This is a genomic window from Gluconobacter sphaericus NBRC 12467 (genome assembly GCF_006539125.1).
Taxonomy (GTDB): Bacteria; Pseudomonadota; Alphaproteobacteria; order Acetobacterales; family Acetobacteraceae; genus Gluconobacter; species Gluconobacter sphaericus.
In genome coordinates, this window is the sequence record NZ_BJMK01000008.1 from 86,740 (window position 1) to 103,337 (window position 16,598).

A 16,598-nucleotide genomic window follows, 5' to 3' on the forward strand; every position below is an offset into this window, starting at 1 on the left:
ACCATGTCCAGGCGCACACGACTGATCGCAGCCTTCGATACCGCATCTCGTTCCACGGCCCAGCACTGGGCCGACAGCCTGAAAAAAGACGTCGACGCCATCAAGCTCGGTCTCGAATTCACTTATGCTTGCGGACTGGATGCGGTAAAAACCGTATCGGCCGGGCACGAACTGTTTTTGGACCTGAAACTGCACGATATTCCTCATACCGTCGCATCAGGCCTGTCTGCCCTCGCCCCGATCAGACCCGCCCTGACGACCATCCATGCCAGCGGCGGTTCCGAAATGATTGCCCGGTCCCGGGAAGCTCTTGAAAGGGTTTTCCCCGCAGGTACACGGCGCCCGAAACTGCTTGCCGTCACGGTGCTGACGAGCATGAACGCTGAGGGCCTGCTGGATATCGGTGTCAACGCCACGCCCCAAGAGCAGGTACTTAGACTTGGAAAGCTGGCCGTCAGCGCTGGCGCGGACGGTCTGGTCTGCTCAGCGCACGAGATTGCGCCTCTGCGCGATGCCTTGGGAGACGATCCCGTTCTGGTCGTGCCGGGCATCCGTCCTGCTGGGAGCGCTTCCGACGACCAGAAGCGCATCATGACGCCCGCACAAGCTGCCCAAGCCGGCGCCGACTGGATCGTCGTGGGACGGCCCATCACGAAAGCCTCAGATCCGGTTCTGGCCGCCAGAGCTATCATGGAGGAACTAGCCAGCGCATGATCGGCGTCAAGATCTGCGGAATTCGTGACACCCAGACAATGGTGCTTTGTGCGCGTCTGAAGGTTGACTGGGTCGGGTTCGTATTCTGCGATGCTTCGCCACGGTTTGTAACCGCTGATGACGCTCTTCGCCTGCATGAGAGCGCACCATCCGGTCAGGAAGGTGGGCCTCTGCGGGTCGGTCTGTTTGTGAAATCCGATGACGACTTTATCGGACAGGTTCTGCGGACTATTCCACTGGATATTCTCCAGATCTATGACACCCCGGAACGGGCAATAGAAATCCAATCCCGCTTCGGCCGCCCCGTCTGGCAGGCTTGCGGCATTGCCAAATATTCGGACCTGCCGACAGACCCAAGCATGGCAGGGTATGTCATCGAAGCCCCCAAGCAGGAACAGGATCATCGTCCAGGTGGTCTGGGGCGGATTTTTGACTGGTCCCTAACCCAGAAATGGATACCCCCCTCATCCTGGATTCTCGCAGGTGGCCTGAATCCCGGCAATGTCCAACGTGCAATCCTAGAAAGCCAAGCGCCAGCAGTTGACGTTTCTTCGGGGGTAGAAGCTGCTCCTGGCTGTAAATCCGCTGAACTTATTGAAAAATTTGTCCAGAACAGCCGAAAGGCACTTGATCTCAAGCCGAAGCTCTCGTAAACACCGCCTCGCTCGACAGGAGAGATGGCCGAGCGGCTTAAGGCGCACGCTTGGAAAGCGTGTGTACGTTAATAGCGTACCGTGGGTTCGAATCCCACTCTCTCCGCCAGATCCCCTTCTCAATCAGTCTCATGTTGTCTCAAAGCCTTGGTATATCCAGCGTTTTGCGCCATTCTCTTGTCTCATTCGTTCTCGTTTTGTCTCATCCTGTCTCGTTCTGGACCGGGTAGACGGCGGGTATAATCTGGGAAGTGACCGGGTAGAGCCAAATGCTGACAGACTCGCAGGTCCGTGCGGCCAAGCCAAAGGACAAAGCTTTCAAGCTCACGGATGGTGGGGGCCTGTATCTTCAAGTCACACCATCAGGCGGCAAGCACTGGCGTTGGCGCTATGAGATTGAGGGCAAGGAAAAGACCTACACGATCGGATCATACCCGGACGTTCGCCTTCCTGATGCCCGGTCGGAGCGTGATGAGGCGCGAAAGATCTTGCAGGCCGGTAGGGACCCGGCAAGGGAGAAGAAGCTGCTCAAGACGATCGGCAAGATCGATCCTGCCCAGACCTTTATTGCGACTGCCCGGGACTGGTTCGCTCAAAGGAAAGATCTCTGGACGGAGCGGCATGCTGCGGATGTGTGGCGCAGCCTGGAGCGCGATGTTCTGCCTTCCGTGGGGCACATGCCGGTCAATGACCTCACCCCTCCGATCGTCCTTGCTGTCCTGCGAGAGATTGAAACGCGCGGCGCGGTAGAATCTGCCCACCGCACCCGGCAGCGCATGTCAGACATTTTCGTCCATGCCATTGCCTGCGGCTATGGAACGGCAGATCCGGCCGCCATCGTCGCCCCTGCCCTGCGGCCCGTGGTTCGTGGCCGCCAACCAGCTATCACGGATCTGGATGAGGCCCGCGCCATGATCCGCAAGACCGAAGGCGAAGATGCGCACCCGGTCACGCTCCTCGCGCTGCGGCTGTTGTACCTGACTGCGGTCAGGCCGGGCGAACTGCGCTATGCCATGTGGGACGAGTTCGAGGACCTGGACGGCCCCGAGCCGCTATGGCGTATCCCGGCAGTTCGAATGAAGAAGAAACGTGAGCACTTGGTACCGCTCTCGCATCAGGCTGTTGAACTGCTCGAAGCATTGCGCCCCCTGTCCGGACGCTGGCCGCATCTGTTCCCGAACGCGCGCCGGCCAAAGCAGGTCATGAGCGAGAATGCGATCGGGTATCTCCTGAACCGGGCTGGTTACCATCAGCGGCACGTCCCGCATGGTTTTCGGGCGACCTTCTCAAGTTCGATGAATGAACGGTTCCCGGAAGATCGGCAGGCCATCGATTTGATGCTCGCCCATGTCATGAAAGATAAAGTGGAAGGCGCCTACAACCGCGCCCTGTTCCTTGCCCGCCGTCGGGAACTGGCGCAGATCTGGGCCGACCTGATCTTGGAGAAGCAGGCCAGCCTCAAAGATTTGGTGAGCACGAGCCGCAAAGCCCGTTCCCTATAGGGCGGGCTCGCTCTGTTCCTTCCATGCATCCGTTCCGATGCGGATCAGCTCCTCAATATCACGCTGATCCCACCGGACCGAACCGGACGACAGACGGCGCGGCTTCGGAAACTGACCTGCGCTCATGTGCCGGTAGATGGTTGCCCTGCTCCATCCAAGGCGCGACTGTACTTCCTTTACGGTCAGAAGCTGTGACATCTCATTCATACCTACCCCTCCCCGGCCTATCGCCGGACATAATCAGCAGGGACACGAGGGCCAGCGCCTCGCAAAATTTCGGGAGCAGGTCAGTCACGCCAGATCCTCCAGCCGTGCCCGGTGATCCCGTTGTGGAACCACACGGACAGCGAGCGCAGAGCATGATCGACCCAGGTCAGGATCGGGTGCGGGGTCATGCTTCACCCCCGACAAAGCGCCCTTGGAGGCGCATCATCCGCACGTCGTCAGTCGCCAGCGCCCTGCCCCAGCGTTTGTCTCGGTTCTCCTGCGACAGTTCCCGCAGCGTCTCCGCCATATGCTGCACCCAGATCGCAGCGCTCATGTTCTGGTCCAGGTCGCGCGTCATGCTGCAGTCCTCTGTGTGATATCGAGAGAATGAACGTGATTGGCCATGGCGATCAGGGCAGACATCCGCTTCGGAACAGAATTCCCAATCAGGCGCATAGCCTCGGTCTTCGTCAGTGATCGCTTAGTGCCGTCCAGTTCAATTAGTTCTGGCAGACGCAACTCATGCGCAGCAGCTGCTTCGGATGGCGAAAGCATCCGCATGGTGATATCGGAAACCATGTATGCTTGCCCCTTGATCGAAGCAGTTACCACGCTGAAACGGTCCTTCGTGGTCAGGCAGTGCAGCGGGTCTTTGATGTCCTGATCCTGGCCGCCCTGGCTGTAGTATTTGGTCAAAAATGCGGCCACGCATGCCACATGGTTCCCGCCTGCTGTCAGGGTAGGCATTGGCCGCTCGATGTCCGTGGCTGTTCCTGTACCTCGAAGGTGAGCCAGTGTGGCGGTCACTAGCCCTTGCTGCGATCCGGTTGTTGTAAGGGTCGAAAGCGGCGCGACTGCCGACCGTCCATAAACGCCGCATAAATCTGGCGCGCCATTATGCTGTGCCATCCATGCGGAGACGATGGAATGGTGTGTCGTCTGAGTCTGTGTACCGAGAGGATTGCGCAGATCCTGCCCGATGCTGTTGCCCCGCCGTTCTTCCATGAACGACGTCCCCACCACGGCAAATCCGCCGCCTTTCTCGGTGGTGATCGTGCGAAGTGGCTCCGCTCCGTCATGGGCTGTTAGGTTTCTGCTATGGCAGACAGGCACGATGAACGGACGCGGGTTTTCCAAAACAAACTTGCGGAGACCGATGGCAATGCGCTTTTCGGTATTCACGGAAAGCGGTCGCGTACGTTTGAAGATGCTCTTTGTTGGGATCGACCAGTCAATGACTGTGTATGCACCTACCCATGGCTTCAAGCCGAGTTCTGAAGCGTCTTTCGCGGGTGCATGGGTTCTTTCTGGCCAGCGGATCGGGCGGCCGTCGAACCTGGCAACCGCAAACCACCGGCTTCGAATTGTCGGGATGCCGTAGTCGGCGCAACACAGATCCCGGTCTTCGTATTCTGCCCCCAGCTTCTGAAGGTGCCTTATGAACGCCTTGAAGGATCGACCGGTGTATCGCTTGTCCCGCACAAGAACCTGATCCCAGACTGGAACGCGCTCTCCCTTGGCGGCTACCGTTCCATCATGTTTCAGGACGCGGCCTGTCACCTTGTCGCGCCGAGCGATTAACGGTCCCCATCCGCGAATTTCGCGGACGTTTTCCAGCATGACGATCCGGGGGCGTGTCTTTCCGACCCAACGGCAGACCTGCCAGGGCAGAGACCTCACGCGAGCTGAACGGGGAGCGCCGCCTTTTGCGACTGAATGATCCCGACAATCCGGGCTGGCCCAGAGAACTTTTACCGGGCGGCCGCCCGTGGCCTCGATAGGATCAACGTCGAAAATATCGCCCTTGATATGGCGTGTATGCGGATGGTTTGCGGCATGGGCTGCAATCGCCACCGCATCATGGTTGCACGCGACCTGAACGGGGCAGCCAGCATCTTCAAGGCCTTCGCAGGCTCCCCCTAAGCCCGCAAACAAAACAACGGTGATTTCTGCGTCGAGTGTCCAAGTCATGCTGGCATCTCCTCGGCCGGGACTTCCGCATTGGCGTCGGCCTGCTGCCGCTCCTGCTCGTGCAGGAAGCCGTAGCGATCCGCGAACAGGTCTGTGACATCTGCCAGAACTTCCTCAGAAATCGGGCGTCCTGCATCGCGCGCCTTGGCCTGCGTCTGCTCCCACTTCTTTTCAAGTGCGAGGACGCAGCCGGTATCGGAACAGGCCTTGAGGCGACTGGTGAAGAACGCGACGTGATCGACCGAGCGCTCTTCGCGCGGAACTTGCGGCGTAACATCCACCACTCCGGCCATTTCCTCGTATGGCGTCGTCTCCAGTCCGACATCCATCAAGACGATGACGTGGGCAAATGCAGAGCGGCAAGCACGCGACACAGCACGAGTTTGAGCCATGGCGCGGATAGCAAAATCCGGTCGCTTCGGAAGAGTTTTCCCGTTGTTTGTTGTGCCGCCAAACCAGACCGGTTCGTCCTTCCCGACGAACCCCTCGGCGCGGGCGATCTCTTTTCCGTCCGACATGCGGCGGATGACACCTTCCGCACTGACTCCGTCATCCATGGTGCGGACGTTCTCGGCGGATGCGACACATCCATGGGCCACAGCAATGGCCTGCCATCCTTCCACCGGGACATAGCGTCTGCCCTGAAGATTGATCGCTCTCTTGACTACGATTTCCTTACACATCGAAGCCGCGTCTGTGCTTGAGCGCCAAGTCTGAACATTGGAGTTTTGGTCAGTCGTCGTAACTGCGTTCATCGTCTCAGGCCCTTCCTGCAATGATGGTGGGGTTGCGCAGCACGCGGGCCACGATCCGGGACAGGCCCGCTATGGTCTGGCTCTTGATCTGCCGGTCGGTATCGAGCGCAAGGTTCGCGCCATCGAGATAGCGCTGCCAGTGCAGGTCATGCTCCGCCCGGTCTCCCGCCATATCGGCCCGGCCCGCTGCTCTCAGGCTCACACAAGCGGCCTTGCGGAACTGGCGGCGCTTCATTTCCAGATATGGAACTGATGCTTTGGACACACCTCGAGCGTTTGCTGTTTCACGCATTTCAGAAATTCCTGTGGTTTACTGCTGGTGTCAGTCGGTGGTTACTTGGGCCACGAAGTCATTCAGGCGCTTTTCCACCCGGTCGATTTCGGCGGTGCGCTCGTCTCGTAAAGCCCGCTCTGCCCTCGTCCCGTGCAGGAAATTGGCCTGCTGGCGCTGTTCTTTGAGATATTCCCAGACCGGGGCCAGATCCTTGCATGCCTGATCGTAAGAGACTGGGCACGTCAGTGCTGCTGACATCACGCTACGACCTCGTACTGAGCAATCCAGCACTTGCACCATTCCAGTGCGCGCTCGTCGCTATTGCTATGACGTGCAATCTGGCCTCTGCGGAGTTGGCCATCTGCCATCTTCTCGTAAATTCCGAGGCCCGTCTGTTCTTCGAACACTGCAAAGTGGGGTGTGTCGTGGAGCTTGCGGACCGTGCCAAGTGGGCCGGGGTACAGCGCAATCCACTTCTCGAAATTGATGGTTCGGACAAGTGGAAATCCGAAGTCGCTCAACAAAGGCTCAGCGTTGGCGCGTGCACTCTGTGAGAAATTGTCAGGCAGGTTCGCCATTGTGGTTCTCCCTCGCCGCTTCGTGCGGTGTGGAAGAACCTTATGGCCATAATGGCCAGTTCGTCAATATCTATTTGGCCAATATGGCCATATTTTTTGTGGCCATAGATTTCCAAAAAAAGAAACCCAGCCGAAGCTGGGTCTCAATCTTACATTCCGCCGCCTGGGCCACCACCGCCCATTTGACCTCCGTCTCCGCCGCCCATCTGGCCGCCGCCTTGGCTATATCCACCTCCTTGTCCGCCCTGGCCACCACCCTGACCGCCGGGGCCCCCTTGGCCACCGTCCATCCCGCCGGGACCAGGTCCCCAACATGCGGAGAGAGCCAGCGCCAAACCAACAGCTGTGCCGATTTTCGCAATCTTTTTCATAAGTACCTCCTGCGCATCATAACGAGGAGCATCTTGTGCGAGATCATGGCAAGAATGAAACAAAGAGAAACGCCGCTCAATTCAGCGGTTCAGGAGGCTCCTGCATCGGCGGAGGTTCGCCCGCGGGCGGGTAAGGATTGGGGTGCGGCGGTCCAGGAGGGTTAGGCGCGGGCGCTGGTGGTTGGCCACAGGCGGCAGGAGTATGAGGCACGACCATCTCCATTGGTGGGTAACGATTATTCAAAGCCTGTCTGTCGTGTGGGTTCGATCTGAGCAAAAAGAAACCCGGCCGGAGCCGGGTGGGATTAACAATTATGCGCCAAAACCAAGCTGACCTAATCGGATGCGCATCGCGTCTTCAGAGACGTTAAATTTTCGCGCCAAAACATTGATAGACCGGTTGCCATTCTTCCACTCCGCTTTGACCAAAGCCGCAGGCATCAGCATGTCTGCGGCATAGCGATTTGCCTGAGTTTCAATTTGATTCCCTAAACGACTACGATAAAGGCCGTGATCTGTAACCCCGTCGCCAATCATGCCACGATGCAGAACGTAATGGGCGATTTCGTGGGCTAGCGTGAATCTTTGCCGCCTCTGACTGTCGGAAGAATTAATGGTTATCCTGAATTGACCACGACTATCTATCTTTTCAATTTTTCCAGCCACACTTTCAGGAGATCCGGAAATCATTACCTGTTGAAGCGGGCGATAAACGACCTGAAGATTTAAAGCGCTTGCTAATGCGTCTAAGTCTACAGGCGCAGAGCGGATAAAACGTCCGACCGTTTCGATCGGAAGCTCATCATATAGTGCGTTCATTGAACATGCCCTCCCGTCAGCTTAACGCTCAGCAGCCGCAATGGACCCCGCATCGTCGTTCATGGGCGAACTATCATCTAGCCCACTTTGGGCGTTGTAAGCGGCAGCTACCCGTGTGGCAACTTCTTCCGCTATTCTGGTCGCTTCCTGCTTGGCAATTTTTCTAGCTGTTTTTTTTGCTGCACTTTTAATCGCCACAAAACCGACGGCCCCGAGAACTGCTAAAACTATACCCAATGCCGCTAAAATAGCCGATAGTGCGGACAAAACGATAGTAATAAAATCAGTTCGCCCATAATCTTTATAATCGATGGTGCCTGCGTCGTGGGTGACATACGCTGGTACGTAAATTGCAGCCAAAATAGTTAACATTACAAAAAATACAGCGATTGCAATTTTAAGAGCGGGCGCGGCCCATTCTTTCCAACTTATCATCCCACCCTCACTTCCAAGTCCACTTCCCAACGACGCGGCCGTTGATCCGCACATCATCCAGTGCCAATTCGTAGGCCGGATATGCGGGGTTTATGCTCATGATCCTGATACGCTTGGGCTCAGATCCCATCACGACTTCCACGCGCTTCAAGACAACGCCCAGGCCATCCCAGAGGACATAGACGCCTGCCGGTGATGGTGTGGTGTGCCCGGTATCGACCAGAATGCGATCTCCGGCGCAGTAATCCGGCTCCATGCTGTCGCCGGCTACACGAATAATCGTCAGCTTCGACGGATCGGAGATGAATGCGCTCACCAGTGTGCGCGGAAAACTCCAGTGGTCGATTGGCTGCTGGTGCTCAACAATGTCAGAGACAATAGCGCCCATCCCGGCTTGAGGGCTGACGTCGATTTCCGGGACGTTGAGCGCGTCTCCGGCCACCTTATCTGAAGTAGGTGCAGACTCCTCGATTTCCTCGAAGGAGATGGGCGCACCAATTTCGGAAAGGAGATCAAGGCGCCCTACTCCAAGCGCAAGCGCAAGCGGTTTCGCGAACTGCGGAGACACTCCGCGCTTGCCCTTGTCGATCTTGTTGTACGTTGATGGGTCCATATTAGCGCGACGCGCGACGTCTGCCGCCCTCATCTCACGCTTTAAGCGGATCTCTTGAACGCGGCTCTCGGGTGTCTCGTCAGTCATGTGTCCAGTCTGGCCATATTTGGCTTAAAAAATATATGGCCATGGTGGCCGTTATTGATTGACATTCTGGCCATCTCGGCCATATCTTCGTGGCCATGACTCTTGACGAATACCGACGCCAAGAAGGCGTTACCGTCTCGGATCTCGCTGATGCAATCGGCGTGACCGGGCCTCACCGCATCAGGACCGTTTATCGGTACCTGTCACAGGAACGCACTCCAGCTCTCCCGGTGATCCGTCGAATTGCGGAGTTCACTAAAGGGAAAGTCACATTTGAAGATTTTCTCCCCACCCGCGCCAAGCGGAAGGAGGTGGCGTGATGTCCGATTATCCCACGCGCCTTGAAGCTCTCAAGCTCGCTATCGAGTTCGCCGATGGACGTCCAATGACTGCCGAGGGGTTAATTTTCACCTCAACAGTCATTGAAAACTATCTCACTCAGGGATCCACGCAGGATGATGGCTCATCTGTGAGGATTGTAGTCTTCTCCGGCAATGTAAGCACCCCCTCCCGCGGAACTGTCTGCGCTTCCATCAACAATATCGATGGCCTCACGGATGATGCTTCGGATGTCAGCACGCTTCGCTTTCAGGCCAGCAGTAGTGCTCCCATCAATCGAAACTCCGTCCCCCGCAGCAAGGGCACGGGCGACGCTCCAGATCAATCCCTCTCGGGTCATATTGTTACTCATTCCAGTTCATCCTCTGTATTGGCAGATGGTGAAAGCGGGGACTCGGTTGCCGCCGATCCCCGCAATGACGCTACGACCGATACTTCCGCGAAGGGAGTCCGGGACGATGCTTGATTTCGCGTCTATTGCCTTCTGCGCCCTGTCATTCGCCGCGTTCATCCGGGCGCATTTTGCCGGGAGGGTTGCGTGATGGCGATGCCGCGCATCGACTGGACGCCGCTATTGCCTGCGCTGATCGAAATGATGGACTGCGGTGCGAGCCTTCCGGAAATAGTCAAACGCCTTGGTGTGTCTCGGAATGTGGTTTCGGGCGCAATCGAGCGGCGCGTACCTCCTGCTCTGCGTTCCAAATGGAAGGCTGCCCGCAAGAGAGCAGCGCACCCGACGAAACACGCCCCGGCTCCGCCAGTAATTCGCCAGCCGCTTGATCCGTATTCGGACATCACATGGTCGGCACTCTGGAACGGCAACCCTCCGCCTGTACCGGACTTCGCGTTCGGCCGGGATCGCGGGCTGCACTGAGCCTCACCCCCAGATGTCCGCTCCAATCAACATCGCCAGTTTGAGCGCCAGGTGGTCCTTGACCTCCTGCGGCTGCCGGCTGTGCAGGGTGCCCCATATCTGGGCATCACGGCACAGGTCTGCGGCAAGGTGCGGTCTGTCCGCATCGGTCTCGAATTGTGGTGTCTGGGGCGCGTCTCCTTCCATCGCTGTTGCTCCTTCTCTGCTCGGTGACACGGCAGAGAATGGAGCAAGCCAGTGCGGAATGATTGGTCAAAAACCCGCCCAAATGGGCGCATTTTTTACCTGGATGGGCGCATGAACGCGATTTCGCGCCCGATCAAAGAAACCCTGCTCGAAGTGATTGGTCGCGAGTTTCGCCCTCTCCGCTTCGCGCAAGAAATGTTGGCCCGCGCTTCAGGAAAGACGCCGAGAGCCGCACGAAACTGGCTGGATGGTCGATGCACGCCCGATGCCGAGGCGCTTATCGAACTGATGGCCTCCTGCTCATCCATTGCCGACGAGGTTGAACGCCTTGTCGCAGAGCGCCGCAAGGCGCGTGAGGACACACAATGCCCTGGTTCACCCTTAAACTAGGCCGGTTCGGGTTCGGCCATCACGCGGGGCCGCCTCCGTCATACCGGTTCGCATGGCTGCGCATTCTCTGGCGCGACTGGGATTCCTGGTCCGCTTGGGCTGAGGCCGAGATGGCCCGGTACCGCCGTGCGCTTGATGCGGCGCGGGAGGAGCTTCGGAAATGACCGAGCGCCTCGACCGGCTTGATGCCTTCCGTATCCTTCGTGAGACGATCAAGAAGAATTACGGCACACAGCGTAGTTTTGCGCAGGAGAACAACCTGCGGGAACAGGATGTATCAGACGCGCTGAATGGCCGCCGCCCGTTGTCCGCCGCAATGCTCAAGGCATGTGGTTTACGGCGGATTGAGTATTTCGAGCGCGTGGAGGTCGAGCATGAAGCGGCCTGAAGATCGCCTTCACGAGCAGGTCTGGCGCGCCCTGACCTATGCCCTGCCCGCTGATGCCGTGTGCACCAGCCATGAGAACCGTCAAAACGGCATCCGTGAGGGGGCGCGACGCAAGCGGCGCGGCTGCCTTGCGGGCTGGCCGGACATCCAAATCATTTGGAGCGGCCGGACATACCTGATCGAGCTGAAAGCTCCTGGAGGCTCCCTGTCGCCAGTGCAGAGAGACATGCACGAGCGGATTGAGCGTGCTGGCGTGCCTGTCGCCGTCTGCCGGTGCGTCGATGGCGTGTTGAATTATCTCTCAGCCTGCGGGTTGCCGATGCGTGGGGAGGTGATGGCATGAGCGCGCGCAGATGGGCAAAATTTTGGTGGCAGGACTGGCAACGCGACCCGGCGCTGCGAATGTGCTCGCTCGCAGCACGCGGCGCTTGGATCGAGATGCTTTGCCTGATGGCAGACGCTGATCCGGTCGGACACCTACTGGTCAATGGACGTTCGCCGAACATGCGACAGCTTTCAGCCGTGCTGGGATGCTCCGAACGTGAGGCCACAAAGCTGGTGGCTGAACTCGAAGAAAACGGAGTTTTCAGCCGCACAGACAACGGGACGATCTTCAGCCGCCGCATGGTCAGGGATAAGGCCATCAGTGATGAAGCCGCCGCCAACGGTAAGAAAGGGGGTAATCCCAACATTACCGGAAAGGCAAAGCGCAAGGTTAAGGGTGAGGACGCAGAGGGGTTAACCCCCTCCCTTAAGGCAAACGCAACCCCTCCCCTTAAACACCAAGAAACAGAAGCAGAAGCAGATACAGAAAGAAAGAACTCACTGCGTGAGTTAGAAAGCGCGCCTGCCGACGCGCCGCCCGCTCCCGCACCGAAATCGGAAAAGTCGAAACGCGCTTCCCGCCTCCCTGCCGACTGGCAGCCATCGCTGGAGATGGCCGAGTTTGCCCGATCAAACGGCGTCGATCCTGAGCGAACAGGCGCAGTTTTCCGCGATTATTGGCTTGGAGTTCCCGATCCCAAGGGCCGCAAAACTGACTGGAACGCGACGTGGCGGAACTGGGTTCGGCGTGAGGACGGCATGCAGCCAAATCCGCAGCGTACTGCGCCTTCCGACCGCCGAATTGCGGTCAACGCCGCATGGGCCGGAGTGCCCGACATCGAGGGAGTTTGAGCCATGAGCATCGCAACCCAGCGCTCCACAGCCGTCGTCATCGCCCCGACTTTCTCGCCAGCTTCCGGGGATCTCAAGACCCTGATCGAGGCCAAGCGCGAAGGCTACCTCTGGCGTTCCGACCTCACGCCGGACCGTATTCGCGCCGTCCGCAAGCAGCTCTCCGATGCCGAGCGCGCCTGCCTTCCGCCCAATCCCGTCGTGGTCGCGTCGTGGCTCAAGGGTTTGGCGCAACTGGTGACCAACGGCCCTGCCGATCCCGATGAGGCATCGACCAGAACGCGAGCGATTTTCGAGGTCTGTTCCGACATCCCCGCTGGAGCCTGGACGCCAGAAACCCGTGTCGCATGGAGCCGCCAGCCACCGCGCAATGGCTACCCGGTCGGCTCACGCTGGCCAGCCCCGGGCGAACTCTATACCCACCTGCTCCCGTTCGCGGAAGCGATCCGAGCGGAAGTCACGAACCTCCGGGGCATCCTCGCCATAGCTGAAGCGCCGGAGGAACAGCCGAGGCAGCGGCCCGATACGAAGGAATTGGCCCGAGCCGGTGCGCTTGCTGATGCCGTGATCCGCGAACTGCGGGCAACATCCGGCGAGACGGAGAACCGGGCATGACCGATCCCAACACTTGGCCCTCCTGCATTGGCGAACACGCCGCGACACTGGCCAAGCCTCGGAACTGGAATGCGGCCTGTGCCCGCAGTCAGTACCGCCTCGGAGCAGATATCGGGTCAGACGGTCGCGCCATCCTCGATAGCATCAACGCTGCGCGGGGTAGGATTGGCGCTGATCGTGGCGCGGATCATGAGACGCATGACGATGGGGTGGAAATCTCTGGTGCGAAGGGCGATGTCTCTCCGTCTTTGTTTGAATGTGGTGGAGCAATAAACACCAAGAGCGATCTTGGATTGAGTGGGGAGTGAGAACAAAAAAACGCTCCGAAGGGCCACTTGTGGGTTTGGATAGAGGCAAGGATAACTTGGCTACCAAGATCGGTCGTAGCCCGCATAGTCCTGTTGCATTGGCCCGGTATGCGGCCCATAAAGAGGGCGCGATGCATCGTTTTGGTGCATCATGTGCGTAGAGGAGGGCATCGTGAATTCATTCTCGCATTCCCAGTCCTTTGCATTGGCGCGAGCCATGTGTGAAGCAAGGGATTGGGGCATCTCCAATCTCGCTCTACAGAAGAGCATCTATATCGCCGATATGGTCCATATGGGACGGCACGGCACTCCGATTACCTCTGAAAAATTTGAGGCATGGGACTATGGGCCTGTGCTGCCGAGCGTCTATGGGCGAGCCAGAATTTTCGGAAATAGCCCTGTAGAAGATATATTCCCGGACGTTGGTCGCCTTGAGGGTGAGGCTCTTAGCGTGGTGAGAGAAGTCGCCGCCTTTGTGTCAAAATTTACGCCAGGACAACTGGTTAATATGACGCATTCGCCAGAAGGCGCATGGGCCAAATACTACAAACCTGGATACATGCACCTCTTCATTCCCAAGGAGGCCGAAGCGGATGAGTTCCGAAGAAGGCGAGCAAAAGAAGGATGATCTCTCCGATCTATTCTCGTCGGATACAAAAGATAAAACCGACGAGAAATTAGACGAAGCATTCAGCCGGATGGAGAACGATTTGACTTATTACAAGTCAAAACTCTGTTCAGAGCGTTTCTGCTGGACCATCGGGACTATCATCCTTCTAGATCTAATCTTTTTTGAGAAACTCACTCTTTGGCCGGAGCCACTTGTCATCTGCGCTTTTGAGGTGGTTCTTTTGGCGGTGATGGCAAACAGGCTCGGTATAAAAGAGGTTTCCATACTATTATACCGCGTTATTGACGGATGGGCCGGCCAAAAAGACAAGAGTTAAACCGCCCCGAAGGGCGGCTCCATAGTCAGGCGGCAACAAGAGCCGCCTGCTTCTCTTGCAGCTGACCATACGCCTCATCCCACCCTTTTGGCCGGACTCCGGTGCGCGGTACTATATCCGAGCCTGATCCGGAAGGGGCTTGAGGTGGAGAGGAAATCGTAACTTTATCTTAGTAGTCTTTGATATGCTTAAGAAATATTATAGAGGAAGAAATGACAGGTTTTCCAATAGAATTAAATAAAGGTGATTTTGTTTATATAAAAAATGAAAAAAAGACATTTTCATCGGATGTTTATGGGGTAGAGGGAACCATTTCTAAAATAGAAAGGATGGACAAAAATACTCTATATCCTAATTTTAATTATTTTTCTAATGGTGACTATAAAGAGTATGAAGGATTTATCCTTACAATCAACACCTTGGGAGGCGATGAATTCACCGGACACTCCGTTGATGTTCTGCCTATAAATAATAATCGCACCAAATTTCGATCTGATGCGAAAAGAATATGGGATAAATTACCTATCGCAGATCAGGATATCTCGACTCTCTTCAAGAGTAAAATAGAGAGGGATTGGATCGATGATCATAATACCATGCACAATGCGATGAGATATCTAAGGGAAAGAGAATTAATTCGCATAGAAAATGGGATAGTGGAGAAGGACGTCTCTTTCGATCCTTTCCCAGAGGATTGAGAACGCCCCTTAATTTGTGCATTAACCAGCTCCGCTGGTGGCTCAATCCTTGGGCGGGAGTGCGGTAGCTGCAGGGGTATTCGGCATTCTATACCCGCGCGGACGATCCGCACCGCATGCAGTGTAATCAGCAAGCCAAAATTAAAACGGCAACACAATACGCGACACGCATTTACAGTTGTAAGCTAGCCCGGGGAATTGCTTTTTCCCGTCGATTAGTAGCCCTTCACGAATATCAAATTTCCGTCCGTTAGCTGCTTTGTGTTGCTCAGACATTTCCGCTTCTTCTGGTGAAGGAGGATTTGACGTAATGCATGGTGCGCCAGCCCACACCCATTCCGCTTCAAAGATCCCTGTAATGGTTTGCCTTTGTGTATTGACGCGCCAACGACTGCGCTTGATGATTAGGTCAGTAATAACAAGGGATCGTTTTTTTTCCATTCCAGCCGCTTGAAGGGCTGTGAATACTACAAAACTATTGCCACCCCCTCCCTTTAGCGATTCCAAGGCGGCATCAATTACGATTTTCTGTTTGCCTTGTGGAATTTCGTCAAACGATAGGACAAATTCCCTGATGTCTTTCTCGATAAAGGGAGTGATTAATTTTGGGTCGAACTTGACTGCTAGAGCCGTCGCTCCCTCACTCAGTGGGCGTTGAATGGTATTATTTTTGCGACTGAAAAGCTTTCGAAGCATGCCTCTCTCCATCCTTACACTGCTGCCAATGCTCGTAGCAGTAATGTAGATCCCCGGTCGGACGTTCAACGCCAAATGAAGCGCCCTTCCCGCATTTACAGCAGTCGTAGGCCCAGCCTGATTTTGTTGGTGGTGTGATCATGAACGCTGTTCGGCTTCTGGGAAGCGCGCCAAGAACTTCTCATATGGTTCGTTAAGAGCGTGAATTGCGCGATGACAATTCGCGCAAAGCAGCGTCAATTCGTTCAAAGTGTTATTTGCCGCCCCTAAATTGAGGGGGTGTTTATGGTGGACCTCAAGGCAACTTCCCTTCGCTTCACCATAGTTCTCCAAGCCTTTGGTCTTGCAGGCCTGGCAATGTAGCTGCCCCTGAAGCTTCGCTTGCGTTCTGTACATGTTTGCAAGCTTCTTGCTACGAACTCGGCTCCGTGAGGTGCGTTCTATGTCGTCACCCTCTTCGGATTCAATTTCCTCGATCATGACTGGCAGAAGAAACCACTCTTCCTGCTCATCAGCGCGCCAATGTAGTTTGGACACGTTTGGCAGTGCTGTATAATCTAGCCTCACATCACCGACGAAAATTCCTGCTTCTTGGTTGGCGGCTCGACACTGGCCGCCATAAGAAAATACGAAATCAGATTTCTTCCCACTCGCGGTAAAAGTAGACAGCACCTCCTTGCCTGAAATGCTTGTCCAGTGCTTGTAGATTTGACCGTCTGCAAGCTGATGATCAAAGTCCGGCAGGAAATCGATCGAACCTTTAGCCTCGGGGTTTAACCACTTCACTTTCCATGTGGGAATCAGCGCCTTTCGAAGGTCCATAAATATCTCGAAATGAAAAGTATTGGATTCTATTCCGACAAAATTATAGCACTTTCCCTTGTACAGCCAGTCTCTCCTGTACTAACATTCCCCCATGCCCAGACCCGCTAAATCCCGCGCCGGACTCGGCGACACGATCCGCCAGTTTTCGACGCCAAAGACGGTCCGAAAAACGGCATT

30 protein-coding genes and 1 tRNA gene are annotated in these 16,598 nt (G+C 56.3%); 18 read left to right on the forward strand and 13 right to left on the reverse strand.

All coding sequences use genetic code 11. From position 1 onward, the window contains the following. Nucleotides 1–3: 3 nt before the first annotated feature. From pyrF to GSP01_RS07685, 4 genes are all read left to right on the forward strand, one after another. Complete coding sequence (gene pyrF / locus GSP01_RS07670) at nt 4–714, forward strand: orotidine-5'-phosphate decarboxylase (RefSeq protein ID WP_141352342.1); 711 nt, start codon at nt 4–6, stop codon at nt 712–714. Beyond that, nucleotides 711–1,367 (forward strand): phosphoribosylanthranilate isomerase, encoded by a 657-nt coding sequence (locus GSP01_RS07675; RefSeq protein ID WP_141352344.1) that lies wholly within the window; start codon nt 711–713, stop codon nt 1,365–1,367. Before pyrF ends, GSP01_RS07675 begins: the two co-directional genes overlap by 4 nt. Before the next feature lie 18 nt (nt 1,368–1,385). Next, nucleotides 1,386–1,476 (forward strand) — tRNA-Ser (locus tag GSP01_RS07680). 160 nt (nt 1,477–1,636) lie between these two features. Then, nucleotides 1,637–2,869: a tyrosine-type recombinase/integrase gene (locus GSP01_RS07685; protein ID WP_141352346.1), complete on the forward strand. Its 1,233-nt coding sequence runs from the start codon at nt 1,637–1,639 to the stop codon at nt 2,867–2,869. Here the strand turns inward: GSP01_RS07685 and GSP01_RS07690 are convergent. From GSP01_RS07690 to GSP01_RS07715, 7 genes are all read right to left on the reverse strand, one after another. Next, nucleotides 2,864–3,076 carry a helix-turn-helix transcriptional regulator gene (locus GSP01_RS07690; RefSeq protein ID WP_141352348.1) on the reverse strand — a complete coding sequence of 71 codons (213 nt, stop codon included), beginning with the start codon at nt 3,074–3,076 and terminating at the stop codon, nt 2,864–2,866. The two genes, GSP01_RS07685 and GSP01_RS07690, sit on opposite strands and share 6 nt — an antisense overlap. Before the next feature lie 184 nt (nt 3,077–3,260). Then, the gene (locus GSP01_RS14705; RefSeq protein ID WP_156472205.1) at nt 3,261–3,434 is read right to left on the reverse strand and encodes a hypothetical protein; all 174 of its coding nucleotides are present in this window, start codon (nt 3,432–3,434) and stop codon (nt 3,261–3,263) included. Then, complete coding sequence (locus GSP01_RS07695; protein ID WP_141352350.1) at nt 3,431–5,047, reverse strand: DNA cytosine methyltransferase; 1,617 nt, start codon at nt 5,045–5,047, stop codon at nt 3,431–3,433. Before GSP01_RS07695 ends, GSP01_RS14705 begins: the two co-directional genes overlap by 4 nt. Continuing rightward, entirely contained in the window at nt 5,044–5,802 is a 759-nt protein-coding gene (locus GSP01_RS14855) for a hypothetical protein (RefSeq protein WP_174787567.1), read from the reverse strand. Before GSP01_RS14855 ends, GSP01_RS07695 begins: the two co-directional genes overlap by 4 nt. Before the next feature lie 4 nt (nt 5,803–5,806). After that, nucleotides 5,807–6,094 (reverse strand): hypothetical protein, encoded by a 288-nt coding sequence (locus GSP01_RS07705; RefSeq protein WP_141352352.1) that lies wholly within the window; start codon nt 6,092–6,094, stop codon nt 5,807–5,809. Between the two features lie 30 nt (nt 6,095–6,124). Then, complete coding sequence (locus GSP01_RS07710) at nt 6,125–6,334, reverse strand: hypothetical protein (protein WP_141352354.1); 210 nt, start codon at nt 6,332–6,334, stop codon at nt 6,125–6,127. Continuing rightward, nucleotides 6,334–6,654 carry a hypothetical protein gene (locus GSP01_RS07715; protein WP_141352357.1) on the reverse strand — a complete coding sequence of 107 codons (321 nt, stop codon included), beginning with the start codon at nt 6,652–6,654 and terminating at the stop codon, nt 6,334–6,336. Before GSP01_RS07715 ends, GSP01_RS07710 begins: the two co-directional genes overlap by 1 nt. On the opposite strand from GSP01_RS07715, the gene GSP01_RS14860 reads away from it, so the two are divergent. Beyond that, nucleotides 6,654–7,190, forward strand: coding sequence for a hypothetical protein (locus tag GSP01_RS14860; RefSeq protein ID WP_174787568.1), 537 nt, complete (start codon nt 6,654–6,656; stop codon nt 7,188–7,190). The genes GSP01_RS07715 and GSP01_RS14860 overlap by 1 nt on opposite strands. Before the next feature lie 147 nt (nt 7,191–7,337). On the opposite strand, the gene GSP01_RS07725 is transcribed toward GSP01_RS14860, so the two are convergent. From GSP01_RS07725 to GSP01_RS07735, 3 genes are read right to left on the reverse strand one after another with little or no spacing between them, the layout of a single operon-like run. Further along, nucleotides 7,338–7,844, reverse strand: a complete 507-nt coding sequence (locus GSP01_RS07725) for an ImmA/IrrE family metallo-endopeptidase (protein WP_141352361.1) — start codon at nt 7,842–7,844, stop codon at nt 7,338–7,340. A gap of 21 nt (nt 7,845–7,865) precedes the next feature. Next, nucleotides 7,866–8,279 carry a hypothetical protein gene (locus GSP01_RS07730; protein ID WP_141352363.1) on the reverse strand — a complete coding sequence of 138 codons (414 nt, stop codon included), beginning with the start codon at nt 8,277–8,279 and terminating at the stop codon, nt 7,866–7,868. 7 nt (nt 8,280–8,286) lie between these two features. Then, the gene (locus GSP01_RS07735; RefSeq protein ID WP_228123795.1) at nt 8,287–8,979 is read right to left on the reverse strand and encodes a LexA family transcriptional regulator; all 693 of its coding nucleotides are present in this window, start codon (nt 8,977–8,979) and stop codon (nt 8,287–8,289) included. Nucleotides 8,980–9,074: 95 nt separating this feature from the next. Here GSP01_RS07735 and GSP01_RS15435 point away from each other — a divergent pair, with 95 nt between their 5' ends. The 3 genes from GSP01_RS15435 (at nt 9,075) to GSP01_RS07750 (ending at nt 10,192) form a co-directional block, all read left to right on the forward strand. Beyond that, on the forward strand, nt 9,075–9,299 hold the full coding sequence (locus tag GSP01_RS15435) for a helix-turn-helix domain-containing protein (RefSeq protein WP_141352365.1): 225 nt from the start codon (nt 9,075–9,077) through the stop codon (nt 9,297–9,299). After that, nucleotides 9,299–9,784, forward strand: coding sequence for a hypothetical protein (locus GSP01_RS07745; protein ID WP_141352366.1), 486 nt, complete (start codon nt 9,299–9,301; stop codon nt 9,782–9,784). The genes GSP01_RS15435 and GSP01_RS07745 overlap by 1 nt, the downstream gene beginning before the upstream one ends. Nucleotides 9,785–9,859: 75 nt before the next feature. Continuing rightward, entirely contained in the window at nt 9,860–10,192 is a 333-nt protein-coding gene (locus tag GSP01_RS07750; RefSeq protein WP_141352368.1) for a hypothetical protein, read from the forward strand. A 3-nt stretch (nt 10,193–10,195) separates the two neighbouring features. Here the strand turns inward: GSP01_RS07750 and GSP01_RS07755 are convergent, their stop codons facing one another. Continuing rightward, complete coding sequence (locus GSP01_RS07755) at nt 10,196–10,378, reverse strand: hypothetical protein (RefSeq protein WP_141352370.1); 183 nt, start codon at nt 10,376–10,378, stop codon at nt 10,196–10,198. 111 nt (nt 10,379–10,489) lie between these two features. Between GSP01_RS07755 and GSP01_RS07760 the strand changes: the two genes are divergently transcribed. From GSP01_RS07760 to GSP01_RS07805, 10 genes are all read left to right on the forward strand, one after another. Then, nucleotides 10,490–10,768, forward strand: a complete 279-nt coding sequence (locus tag GSP01_RS07760) for a hypothetical protein (protein ID WP_141352372.1) — start codon at nt 10,490–10,492, stop codon at nt 10,766–10,768. Next, nucleotides 10,744–10,932 carry a hypothetical protein gene (locus tag GSP01_RS07765; protein WP_141352374.1) on the forward strand — a complete coding sequence of 63 codons (189 nt, stop codon included), beginning with the start codon at nt 10,744–10,746 and terminating at the stop codon, nt 10,930–10,932. Before GSP01_RS07760 ends, GSP01_RS07765 begins: the two co-directional genes overlap by 25 nt. Further along, complete coding sequence (locus GSP01_RS07770) at nt 10,929–11,156, forward strand: hypothetical protein (RefSeq protein WP_141352376.1); 228 nt, start codon at nt 10,929–10,931, stop codon at nt 11,154–11,156. The genes GSP01_RS07765 and GSP01_RS07770 overlap by 4 nt, the downstream gene beginning before the upstream one ends. Then, the gene (locus GSP01_RS07775; protein ID WP_141352378.1) at nt 11,143–11,499 is read left to right on the forward strand and encodes a VRR-NUC domain-containing protein; all 357 of its coding nucleotides are present in this window, start codon (nt 11,143–11,145) and stop codon (nt 11,497–11,499) included. The genes GSP01_RS07770 and GSP01_RS07775 overlap by 14 nt, the downstream gene beginning before the upstream one ends. Continuing rightward, a complete protein-coding gene (locus GSP01_RS07780) occupies nt 11,496–12,332 on the forward strand; it encodes a hypothetical protein (protein WP_141352380.1) in 837 nt (278 codons plus the stop codon). Before GSP01_RS07775 ends, GSP01_RS07780 begins: the two co-directional genes overlap by 4 nt. A gap of 3 nt (nt 12,333–12,335) precedes the next feature. After that, entirely contained in the window at nt 12,336–12,947 is a 612-nt protein-coding gene (locus tag GSP01_RS07785) for a hypothetical protein (RefSeq protein WP_141352382.1), read from the forward strand. After that, nucleotides 12,944–13,255, forward strand: coding sequence for a hypothetical protein (locus GSP01_RS07790; protein ID WP_141352384.1), 312 nt, complete (start codon nt 12,944–12,946; stop codon nt 13,253–13,255). Before GSP01_RS07785 ends, GSP01_RS07790 begins: the two co-directional genes overlap by 4 nt. Nucleotides 13,256–13,472: 217 nt before the next feature. Further along, nucleotides 13,473–13,883, forward strand: a complete 411-nt coding sequence (locus GSP01_RS07795) for a Panacea domain-containing protein (protein ID WP_228123819.1) — start codon at nt 13,473–13,475, stop codon at nt 13,881–13,883. Continuing rightward, nucleotides 13,849–14,202, forward strand: coding sequence for a hypothetical protein (locus GSP01_RS07800; RefSeq protein ID WP_141352389.1), 354 nt, complete (start codon nt 13,849–13,851; stop codon nt 14,200–14,202). The genes GSP01_RS07795 and GSP01_RS07800 overlap by 35 nt, the downstream gene beginning before the upstream one ends. 212 nt (nt 14,203–14,414) lie before the next feature. Beyond that, entirely contained in the window at nt 14,415–14,900 is a 486-nt protein-coding gene (locus tag GSP01_RS07805; protein WP_141352391.1) for a hypothetical protein, read from the forward strand. A 141-nt stretch (nt 14,901–15,041) separates the two neighbouring features. Here GSP01_RS07805 and GSP01_RS07810 read toward each other — a convergent pair whose 3' ends face one another. Both GSP01_RS07810 and GSP01_RS07815 read right to left on the reverse strand, forming a co-directional pair. After that, nucleotides 15,042–15,596, reverse strand: coding sequence for a hypothetical protein (locus GSP01_RS07810; RefSeq protein WP_141352393.1), 555 nt, complete (start codon nt 15,594–15,596; stop codon nt 15,042–15,044). A gap of 138 nt (nt 15,597–15,734) precedes the next feature. Further along, nucleotides 15,735–16,418, reverse strand: coding sequence for an HNH endonuclease (locus GSP01_RS07815; protein WP_141352395.1), 684 nt, complete (start codon nt 16,416–16,418; stop codon nt 15,735–15,737). Nucleotides 16,419–16,598: the final 180 nt, after the last annotated feature.